At 65.1% G+C, this 10422-nt stretch carries 7 protein-coding genes; all 7 read left to right on the top strand.

Annotated features, from left to right (window positions below):
* Window positions 1-312 precede the first annotated feature (312 nt).
* Genes ACYVII_RS18950 through ACYVII_RS18920 form a run of 7 tightly spaced genes read left to right on the top strand, consistent with a single transcriptional unit; the run spans window position 313 to window position 10124 of the window.
* Window positions 313-1614, top strand: coding sequence for an ABC transporter substrate-binding protein (locus ACYVII_RS18950; protein WP_460537900.1), 1302 nt, complete (start codon window positions 313-315; stop codon window positions 1612-1614).
* A gap of 20 nt (window positions 1615-1634) precedes the next feature.
* Window positions 1635-2597, top strand: coding sequence for a carbohydrate ABC transporter permease (locus tag ACYVII_RS18945; RefSeq protein WP_460537899.1), 963 nt, complete (start codon window positions 1635-1637; stop codon window positions 2595-2597).
* Window positions 2594-3502 (top strand): carbohydrate ABC transporter permease, encoded by a 909-nt coding sequence (locus ACYVII_RS18940; RefSeq protein ID WP_460537898.1) that lies wholly within the window; start codon window positions 2594-2596, stop codon window positions 3500-3502. Before ACYVII_RS18945 ends, ACYVII_RS18940 begins: the two co-directional genes overlap by 4 nt.
* Before the next feature lie 7 nt (window positions 3503-3509).
* The gene (locus ACYVII_RS18935; RefSeq protein WP_460537902.1) at window positions 3510-4325 is read left to right on the top strand and encodes a DeoR/GlpR family DNA-binding transcription regulator; all 816 of its coding nucleotides are present in this window, start codon (window positions 3510-3512) and stop codon (window positions 4323-4325) included.
* Window positions 4325-6427, top strand: a complete 2103-nt coding sequence (locus tag ACYVII_RS18930) for an alpha-galactosidase (protein ID WP_460537901.1) — start codon at window positions 4325-4327, stop codon at window positions 6425-6427. Before ACYVII_RS18935 ends, ACYVII_RS18930 begins: the two co-directional genes overlap by 1 nt.
* A 48-nt stretch (window positions 6428-6475) precedes the next feature.
* Entirely contained in the window at window positions 6476-8311 is a 1836-nt protein-coding gene (locus tag ACYVII_RS18925; protein WP_460537897.1) for an ABC transporter ATP-binding protein, read from the top strand.
* A 13-nt stretch (window positions 8312-8324) separates the two neighbouring features.
* Entirely contained in the window at window positions 8325-10124 is a 1800-nt protein-coding gene (locus ACYVII_RS18920) for an ABC transporter ATP-binding protein (RefSeq protein WP_460537896.1), read from the top strand.
* Window positions 10125-10422: the final 298 nt, after the last annotated feature.

Here is a 10422-nt window from a genome sequence, read left to right as displayed (position 1 = left end):
TATCGGTCATCGTGGGATCTCGCTTTGCTTCTTGCCGGAAACAACTGGTCATCCCACGATGGCCCTCCTACGTCAACGACGACGAGAACCCCGCGGGAAGTGACACCACGCTACGAGACGCACCCGATGACGCACGATCGTGTGAGACGGCTGGTCCCTTGCAGCCAGTGGTGGGATGCGCTTTCCCGGAGTTGAGCCGATGGCAACGTCACCAAGATGTGGCCGATTCGTTGCTTGCGCGAGCTCTGTGGGCGAATATGATCGCAATTGTGCGGTTTTGCACACACCCCTGCACGTTACAAAGGAGTCAACATGCAAGAGTTGAATCGCGGCCCGGGAATCGACCGCCGCACCCTTCTGAAGGGCATCGGAGTGGGAGCCCTGGGACTGGGAGCCGTGCCGCTGCTGGCGGCGTGCACCGGCACCACGTCCGGAGGCGGTTCGTCCGGCGGCGGCAAGTCGCTCACGTTCGGTTCCAACGCCTCCGACCCCGTGCCGAAGAAGGCGTACGCCTCGTTCGTCTCCGCCTTCGAGAAGAAGTCGGGCGACAAGGTCACGGTCAACACGGTCGACCACAACGGTTTCCAGAACAAGATCAACAACTACCTGCAGGGCAGCCCCGACGATGCGTTCACCTGGTTCGCCGGCTACCGCATGCAGTACTACGCGAAGAAGGGCCTGGTCGCCGACGTCGACGACGTGTGGGCGAAGATCGGCAGCAACTTCTCGCCCGCGCTCAAGAAGGCTTCGACGGGCGAGGACGGCAAGCAGTACTTCGTGCCGAACTACAACTACCCGTGGGGATTCTTCTACCGAAAGTCGCTGTGGCAGTCGAAGGGCTACCAGATTCCGACGACCATGGACCAGCTGGAGGCCCTCTGCAAGCAGATGCAGGCCGACGGACTCATCCCGATCCAGTTCGCCGACAAGGATGCCTGGCCCGCCTGCGGCACATTCGACTACATCAACATGCGTACGAACGGATACCAGTTCCACGTCGATCTGTGTGCGCACAAGGAGTCGTGGAACCAGAAGAAGGTGCAAGACGTCTTCGACACCTGGAAGATCCTGCTGCCCTACCAGGACCCCGACGCGCTCGGCCTCACGTGGCAGGATGCCGCGCAGAAGCTCGCGCAGAACAAGTCCGGCATGATGCTGCTCGGCTCGTTCATCACGCAGCAGTTCACCGACCCCACCGTGCTGGCAGACATCGACTTCTTCAAGTTCCCGGCGATCGCAGTCGAGGGACAGGACGCCGTGGAGGCACCGATCGACGGGCTCATGCTCTCGAAGAAGGGTGGCCAGAACCAGGCCGCGCGCGACATGCTGCAGTTCATGGGCACCGGCAAGGGCCAGGAGGCGTATTACGCCATCGACAAGTCGAACATCATGACAGCGAAGGACGCCGACACCTCCGGCTACAGCGCGTTCACGAAGAAGCTGGCCGGCGTCATCGCCGACGCGAAGTACATCAGCCAGTTCTTCGACCGTGATGCGCTGCCCGCCATGGCCACCAATGTGCTCGAGCCGGCGATGCAGACGTTCATCAAGAACGGCACCATCGACCTCAGCAACATCGAAGCGCAGGCGAAGACCCTGTACGCGGCCGAGTAGTCGCGCGGAGAGCACTTCTCATGGCGGTCACGTCTGCAGACACGCAGAAGGCAGCCGCTTCGGGGCGGGGTTCGAACCCCGCCTCGAAGCGGCGCCGCCTGCGCCAATTCACCCGACGAGACGTGGTGGTGCTGTCGATCATGGTGGGCATTCCCACCCTGATCCAGCTCGTCCTCGTCTGGTTGCCGACTCTGTTCTCGATCGGACTCTCGTTCGTGCAGTGGAACGGGCTCGACTTCACAGACATGAAGTGGGCAGGACTCGGCAACTACCAGTACATCTTCCAGAACTACACACCGTTCTGGCCGGCTGTTCTGCACAACATCGTCTGGTTGCTGTTCCTCGGGATCATCGGCACTCCGCTCGGGCTCCTGTTCGCTGTGCTGCTCGACCAGGCGCTCAAGGGAACGCGCATCTACCAGAGCATCTTCTTCGCGCCCGTGATGCTCTCGCTGGCGCTGATCGGCATCATCTGGCAACTCTTCTATTCGCAAGACAACGGCCTGCTCAACTTCCTGCTCGGCACGGCAGGCAAACCGAACGCCGTCGACTGGCTCGGAACGCCAGGGGTCAATCTGTGGGCGGCGATGATCGCCGCGACCTGGCGGCACGCCGGCTATGTGATGATCCTGTACCTGGCGGGCCTGAAGAGCGTCGACCCGAGCCTGCGGGAGGCGGCATCCCTCGACGGAGCCGGTGCCTGGAAGTCGTTCTTCCAGGTGGTGTTCCCGGCAATGAAGCCGACCAACATCATCATCGTCGTCATCACGATCATTGAGTCGCTACGGGCGTTCGACATCGTCTACGTCATCAACCGCGGTACCAACGGGCTGGAACTGCTCAGCGTGCTGGTCATCCAGAACCTCATCGGTGAAGGACAGGTGATCGGTGTGGGCTCCGCGCTCGCCGTGGTGCTGCTCGTGATCTCGCTCGTGCCGATCGTGTTCTACCTCTCCCGCACGTTCCGAAAGGAAAAGGCATGACCACCGCGACCTCCGTGCGCGTGGCGCCCCACCAGCCGGCCGCCACGCGCAGGCACAAGAAGAAGCACTGGGCCACCTATCTGTTCATCACGGTGATGGCGATCATGTGGTTGCTGCCGCTCGTGTGGACGCTGTACACCTCGCTGCGGCCGAAGGCCGACACCGATAAATACGGCTACTTCTCCATCGCCGGGCACTACAGCTTCCAGAACTTCATCGACGCCTGGACGCAGGGTGGGTTCCCGACCTACTTCGGCAACTCGGTGATCATCACGGTTCCTGCCGTGCTGCTCACCCTCTTCTTCGCCTCGATGATGGCGTTCGCCGTGTCCCGATACAGCTGGAAGTTCAACGTCACGCTGCTGATCATGTTCACCGCGGGCAACCTCCTGCCGCCGCAGGTGCTCGCCGCTCCGCTGTTCGAGCTCTTCAAGCACACGACGCTGCCGTACTGGATGAGCGACTCCGGTTCGCTGCTGAACACCTACGTGAGCGTGATCGCGGCGAACACCGCATTCCAGATCGGGTTCTGCACCTTCGTGCTGTCGAACTTCATGAACGCGATCCCGGCCGAGCTCACCGAGGCGGCCCGGGTGGACGGCGCGAGCGTGTGGCGCCAGTACTGGAATGTCATCCTGCCGCTCACGAGGCCCGCCTTGGCTGCCCTGGGAACGCTCGAAGTGATCTTCATCTACAACGACTACTTCTGGCCGTTGGTGTTCATCCAATCCGGCAACCGCTTGCCGGTCACGACGGCGATCAACAATCTGCAGGGCCAGTTCCTCTCGAACTACAACCTGCTGGCGGCCGGCGCGATGATCACCGTCATCCCGACCCTGATCATCTATCTCGTGCTGCAACGACAGTTCGTGGCGGGACTCACCCTGGGCGCGAGCAAGGGATAATCGCATGATGCTCGCAGCCGCGCGTCAGAGCGCGATCGTCACCCGTGCCCGGGAACGGGGCACCGTTCGGGTCACGGAGCTCGCCGCCCAGTTCGGGGTGAGCGAGATGACGGTGCGGCGCGATATCGACGTGCTCGTCTCCGGCGGATTGCTGGAGCGCGTGCACGGCGGTGCCACGCTGCCCGGCGGGGGCCTGCGCACCGACGAGCCCGGCTTCGAGTCGAAGATCGTGCGCGAGGAGGGCGAGAAGCTGGCGATCGCTCGGGAGGCGGCATCCCTCGTGCGTGCCGGAAGCGCCATCGGCATCAGCGCTGGAACCACCACGTGGCGACTCGCGTCGCTCTTGGCCGGAGCGCCGCTGGACTGCACCGTCGTGACCAATTCGGTGCAGGTCGCGAGCGCCCTCTATCCACGCGCAGGGAACGGAAAGGGCCACGTCATCCTCACCGGCGGCGAACGTACCCCGTCGGATGCCTTGGTCGGGCCGATCGCGATCTCTGCGCTGCGTCAGCTGCACCTCGACTACCTCTTCCTCGGCGTGCACGGCATGGACGAGCATGAGGGCTTCACCACGCCGAACCTGCTCGAGGCGGAGACCGATCGGGCCTTCGTCGCCGCGGCCAGGCGCGTCGTCGTACTGGCCGACCATACGAAGTGGGGCACCGTGGGCATGTCGACCATCGCGGAGCTCGACGAGGCCGCCGTCGTGATCAGCGACGACGGCCTCAGCAGGCACGCACAGGAGGTGCTCTCGTCGCGCGCGGGCGAGTTGCGCATCGTCACCACCGATGAGAACCGCGCACGTTCGGAGGATGCTTCGTGATCGACCGCCTGTACCTGCGCGCCGCGGGTGTCAGTGTTCTTCTCGACCTGCGCGACGCCGATGTGCGGCTGGTGCACTGGGGTGCCGACCTGGGCGAGCAGGTACCTGACGCGACAGCGCTCGAGCCGTCGGTGCCGCACTCGGCCTCGGACCAGCCGGCACCGGTGTCCCTCATCCCACAGGCGTCCCGCGGGTGGCGGGGCACACCTGGCGTGACGGGCGACCGCGGCTCGCGCGACTACTCGCTGCGCCTTGTGCTCCAGGATGTCGAGGCAGATGAATCGCGCGCGGTGCTCACTCTGAGCGACGAGGCGGCAGGCATCCGGGTGCGGACCACCCTCGCTCTCGCGCCGTCCGGCCTCCTGCTGATCGACAACGAACTCGAGAACACAGGGGAGGGCGACTTCCGTCTCGCCTCGCTCGACACCTCGCTTCCGGTGCCGGCGCACGCCACCGAGGCGCTCGACCTGACGGGACGCTGGGCGAGGGAGAAGCATCCGCAACGGCGCACCATCGACCAGGGCACGTGGGTGCGCAGCGGCAGGCACGGCCGCACAGGCCACGACTCCACGCTCGTGATCGCGGCCGGTACGCCCGGCTTCAGCTGGCGCTCCGGCGAGGTGTGGGCGCTGCACCTCGGCTGGAGCGGAGATCACGCGAGTCGCGTCGAGCGGGCGGGCGACGGGCAGAAGGTGATTGCGGTAGGCGAGCTGCTGCATCCGGGCGAGCTGGTGCTCGCACCTGGGGAGACCTACCGCAGCCCGCGTGCGTTCGCTGCATACTCCGGGCACGGACTCGACGGTGTGAGCGAGCGCTTCCACGAGTGGATGCGAGCGAGGCCCGGGCATCCGTCGTCGCCGCGTCCCGTCGTGCTCAACACCTGGGAAGCCGTCTACTTCAACCACGATCTCGAAGTGCTGAGGCAGCTGGCCGACGCCGCCGCCGAACTCGGTGTCGAGCGCTTCGTGCTCGACGACGGCTGGTTCCTCGGCCGGCGCGACGACTCGGCCGGCCTCGGAGACTGGTTCGTCGATCCGGATGTCTGGCCGCAGGGGCTTACGCCGCTCACCGATCACGTGGTCTCACGTGGCATGCAGTTCGGGCTGTGGGTCGAACCCGAGATGATCAACGAGGACTCCGACCTGGCGCGGGCGCATCCCGACTGGATCTCCGGTCCCGGCGACCGCCGTTCGCTGCGATGGCGGCACCAGCAGGTTCTCGATCTGGTGAATCCGGATGCCTGGCAGTACATCTACGACCGCCTCGACGCCCTGCTCAGCGAGTACCCCATCTCGTACCTGAAGTGGGATCAGAACCGCGACCAGCTCGAACTCGGGCACGACGGCCGATCGTCGACGCACGAGCAGACGCTGGCTGCGTACCGCATGTTCGACGCCCTTCGTGCCGCGCACCCGGGTGTCGAGATCGAGAGCTGCTCATCGGGTGGCGCGCGGGTGGACCTCGGGATCCTGGAGCGCACCGACCGGGTGTGGGCATCCGACACGAATGACGCACTCGAGCGGCAGACGATCCAGCGCTGGACCGGCCTGGTGCTGCCGCCGGAGCTTGTCGGTTCACACGTCGGACCGGGCACGTCGCACACCACGGGGCGCACGCATGCCCTCTCGTTCCGGGCGATCACGGCCTTGTTCGGGCACTTCGGAGTCGAATGGGATGTGCGAGCCCTGACCGATGGCGAGCGCAAGGAACTGGCCGCCGCGATCGCGTTCTACAAGGCGAATCGCGCGCTCCTGCACTCGGGCCGTGCGGTGCGCATTGACCGTCCCGACGAGACGGACAGTGCGTACGGAGTCGTCGAGCGCGACGGATCCCGCGCACTCGTGGCCTACGTGACTCTGGCGACCTCGCCAGACGAGGCACCCGCGCGGCTGCGCATCCCTGGCCTGGATCCGGATGCCGTCTACCGCGTCTCGCCCGCTCTTCCGCCCGATCGGCACTCGTTCGGCGGGCGCGCACTTCCCGCATGGATGCGTGAGGGGCAGGCGACGATGAGCGGTCGAGCGCTCGACGCGATCGGCCTGGCGATGCCGGTGCTGCACCCGGAGCGGGCGATGCTGCTGGAGATCGCCGCGCAGTCGTGATGGCCTAGTCTGGCGACGCGGTGCGCGGCCGCGGCGACGGGAGTGCGCGTGATCGAGGTTGTGAAGCGGCGGATTCGTGGCGCCGGGCAGTTGCTGTTCCTGCTACGGCATGCGGCACCGGGCGTTGTAGCCATTGCCATTGCTGTTCACCTCGTTGCCGGTGCATCCGTACCGTTGGTGATCCTCGGCAGCGGAATGGTCGTGTCCGTTGCCACTGGCCACGCTGGCTCGGTCGTCGTGGGAATCGTGCTGTGCGCGGTGGGCCTCATCGTGCAGCAACTGACGGCGCCGTTGCAGGTGGCGTTGGCCTCAAGCGTGCAGCTGAAGGTCGACGCCTACGTTTCTCAACGCCTTATCGACTCGGTGAGCGCGGCGAGCAACCTGCGAGCGGTCGAACAGTCGGAGGTGGTTCAGCACGTCGCGGAAGCGAATGGATTCCTCGATCAACGCGCGCAGACGCCGGGTGGCGCATCGGCTGGCGCCCTTGCTTTGATCGCCCGTTACACGGCGCTGGTCGGTACTCTCGTACTTCTTGCCGTCGTCGTCTCGGTTCCGTTGGCTTTGCTCGGGCTCGTCATCGCGCTGGTGAATCGGTTCGGGCAGACTTACGCGTTCTCGCTCTGGTCCGCGGCTCGAGGGAAGCTCGGACCGCTGCTTCGACCACAGCAGTATCTGCGGAACTTGGTGATCGATCCTCTTTCCGCGAGAGATATCAGGATGCTGCGCCTGGGTGACTGGCTCGAGAAGCGCTATGAGAGCGAGGCGATGCGAAGTCTTCGAGTCATGTGGCGCGCCCGCCGACGCATCTACGGACCGCAGGGCGTGTGGTGCGCCTTGGCGACACTGGTGGGATCGACGGTCTTGATCGCGGTTTCCATGACGTCGGTGGGTGCTCAGGAGGGAGTGTCACCGGGGTCGATCGCCATCGTGCTTCAGGCGTCACTGGCGTGCGTGCTGTTCGGCAACTTCTTCCCGGAAGCCGATCTGCAGATGCAGTACGGGCGACTTGCGTGGGAGGCGATTCTTGCGACTGAGGGCGCACTCCGGACCGGTCCGATCGCACCGACGGAGGGGCACGAGGAAGCGTCGGAGGGCAGAGCCGGCGCGTCGGACGGACCGGCAGCGATCGCGTTCGACGACGTGGCATACCGATACACTCCGGCCGCCGACGTTCTGCGCGGCGTCTCGTTGGAACTCGAAGCCGGTCGCTCGACGGCGCTCGTCGGCGTCAACGGCGCCGGGAAGTCGACGCTGGTGAAGCTCCTCGCCGGCTTCTACACCCCGTCGGGCGGCAAGGTCGTGATCGACGGCACCGAGCTGACGGCGGATGAACGTCTGCAATGGCAGAGACGGGTCGCGATCGTGTTTCAGGACTACGCGCGTTACGAGCTGACTCTGCGGCAGAACATCGCCATGCAGGCATCGAACGCGGGCGAGGATGACGACGCGGGCATGATTCAGGCGCTACGCGCCGCAGGACTCGGTGACACCTTCGATGCGCTCGCTTCGGGGCTCGAGACGCCGCTTTCGCGGTTGTTACCCGGCGGCACCGATTTCTCGGGCGGCCAGTGGCAGCGATTGGCGCTCGCGCGCGCACTGTACGCCGTCCGGCATGGCGCGCGAGTGCTGGTGCTCGACGAGCCCACCTCGCAGATGGATGCCCGCGGCGAAGCCGAGTTCTACGCCAACTTCCTCGCGCTCACTCGTGGCATCACCACGCTGATCATCTCCCACCGCTTCTCGTCCGTGCGGCAGGCGGACACGATCGCAGTGCTCGACGGCGGGGTGATCGCTGAGCTCGGTTCGCATGCCCAGCTGGTGGCTCGTGCCGGTCACTACGCGCGGATGTATGCGGCGCAGTCGTCGCGGTACGCACTGGGTTGAGGAAGAGGCACCGATGAAGCGAACCGTGAACGCCATCCGCGTGATCCTCGTGCTGTCGTGGACGATCGACAAGAAGCGCCTGATCGTCGGGGCAGGTCTTCTTCTGCTCGGCAGCATCGCCCAGCCCGGAGTGGCGATTTTCGTGCGCGATCTCACGAACGCGACGATCGCCGGTCGTCCCGGACTGGTATTGACTGCACTGGCCGTCGGTCTTGCACTGTGCATCACCGCGCAGTTAATGCTCGGCCATTTCGGGCACCTGTGGTACTTCGAGCTCGGTGAACTGGACGAGATCGAACTGAGCAAGCGGGTATCGCGCGCGATCCACAACGAGCAACCGCTCGACGAGATCGAGTCGGCCGAGGTCGCCGACAAGATCGAACTGCTGAGGCAGGACATCGCCGGCGCCCGGGTCACGCTCGAGGCCACGATCAGCCTCGTCGCTGTCACGATTCAGCTGGTCATCACGTGCATCCTCCTGGTCACGGTCAGCCCCTGGCTGTTGTTGCTGCTCCTTGTGGCGGCGGTACCGGTGCTCACGACGGGTGCGTCGGAGAAGCCGGTGCAGAACGCGCGCAAGGATGCGGCGGTCTTCACCCGGCGCATCCGCGGTCTACGGAACGCCTCGACGACCGCCGATCGTGTGAAGGAGATCCGCCTCGGCTCGGGCGCCGAACGCGTGGGTTCGCTTCACGGTGAGGCGCAACAGGGTCTGGCCTCTGCGATGGGTGCAGGCTATCGGCGCTATTACGGCGTCCGGCTACTCGGGCAGCTTCCTTTCGCTGTGGCGTTGCTCGCCGCAATCGGCTACACCGCCTGGCTCACCTTTCAGGGCCAGAGCAATGCCGGGCAGCTCGTCATGGTGCTCGCGCTCACCACGCAGGTCGGTGGCCAGGTGGCCAGCGCGCTGCAGCATCTCAACAATGTCGGTCTGTCTGCAACCGGCTTGGAGCGCATCGAAGATCTGCGGCGGACCGGAGCAGACAAGCGTGAGCGAATCGGCCACCTTCCCACGCCGGAGCACCTCACCGGCGGACTACGGCTCAACGACGTCAGCTATCGATACCCGGGCAACGCGGCGTCCAGCCTCAAGGACATCACGCTCGACATCTCGGCCGGAACATCGGTCGCCGTCGTCGGTGAGAACGGTGCGGGCAAGAGCACCCTGATCAAGCTGGTCCAGGGCCTCTACCGTCCCAGCAGCGGCAGCATCTCGATCGATGGCCAGCCGCTCGAGTCGTTCCGGGCAGACGACTGGCACCAGGTGTCGGCCGCGTTGTTCCAGGATTTCGTGCACTTCGCGTTCCGTGCGCGTGAGAGCATCGGGGTCGGCGACGTCGAGCGCATCGACGACCTTGCCGCGATCGAAGCCGCCATCGACCGCGCGAAGGCGCGGTCGGTTGCCAACGAGCTCGGCAGCCTGAACGCCTACCTTGGTAGCGACTACCGTGATGGCCGGGAACTCTCTGGAGGACAGTGGCAGACCATCGGGCTCGCGCGCTCCCTGATCAAAGACAGACCACTGGTATTGACGCTGGACGAACCGGGCCATTCGCTCGACCCCGAGTCCGAGTTGCGCATGATCGATGCCTATGAGAGTGCCGCTCGGGACTTCGCGAGCCGAACCGGCGCGATCACCTTCTACGTCACACATCGGCTTTCGAGTGTGCGATCAGCGGATCTGGTCCTCGTTCTCCGCGACGGGTGCGTGGATGCGGTCGGCACTCACGAGGAACTCCTCGAGAACGGCGGCTACTACGCCGAGCTGTTCACGATGCAGGCCGTTGCCTACACGGATGAGCGCGCCGAATAGATCGGTCGGCACCAGGAGGTCGGGGGAAGGATACTTGCGGTTTCTCCTTGTGCCCCTTGCCGTCTTTCCGTCCACAGGGTTCGGCTTGAGTAGTTATCCACAGCCAAAAGTCCAGGTCGCAGGACGGTTCGTAGTGTCGGTGGTCGGGTTTAGCGTCGAAGACATGAACGGTGAAGGACTGCCGGATGCTGGGCTGGAGGCCCAGCTGTGGTGGGTGGATGCCATCGACGAGTCCTCGCTCGTCGACGACTGCGACCGGTGCTCGTTCCAGAACGCGTCCGGGGCTTCCTCGCCTGCG

The sequence above is a fragment of the Humibacter ginsengiterrae genome, from assembly GCF_054780115.1.
This window is presented reverse-complemented; position numbering and strand designations above follow the sequence as displayed.

Excerpts from the sequence above, each read along its gene's own strand:
- ACYVII_RS18950 (WP_460537900.1), top strand. The coding sequence starts at position 313 with ATGCAAGAGTTGAATCGCGGCCCGGGAATCGACCGCCGCACCCTTCTG.
- ACYVII_RS18945 (WP_460537899.1), top strand. The coding sequence starts at position 1,635 with ATGGCGGTCACGTCTGCAGACACGCAGAAGGCAGCCGCTTCGGGGCGG.
- ACYVII_RS18940 (WP_460537898.1), top strand. The coding sequence starts at position 2,594 with ATGACCACCGCGACCTCCGTGCGCGTGGCGCCCCACCAGCCGGCCGCC.
- ACYVII_RS18935 (WP_460537902.1), top strand. The coding sequence starts at position 3,510 with ATGCTCGCAGCCGCGCGTCAGAGCGCGATCGTCACCCGTGCCCGGGAA.
- ACYVII_RS18920 (WP_460537896.1), top strand. The coding sequence starts at position 8,325 with ATGAAGCGAACCGTGAACGCCATCCGCGTGATCCTCGTGCTGTCGTGG.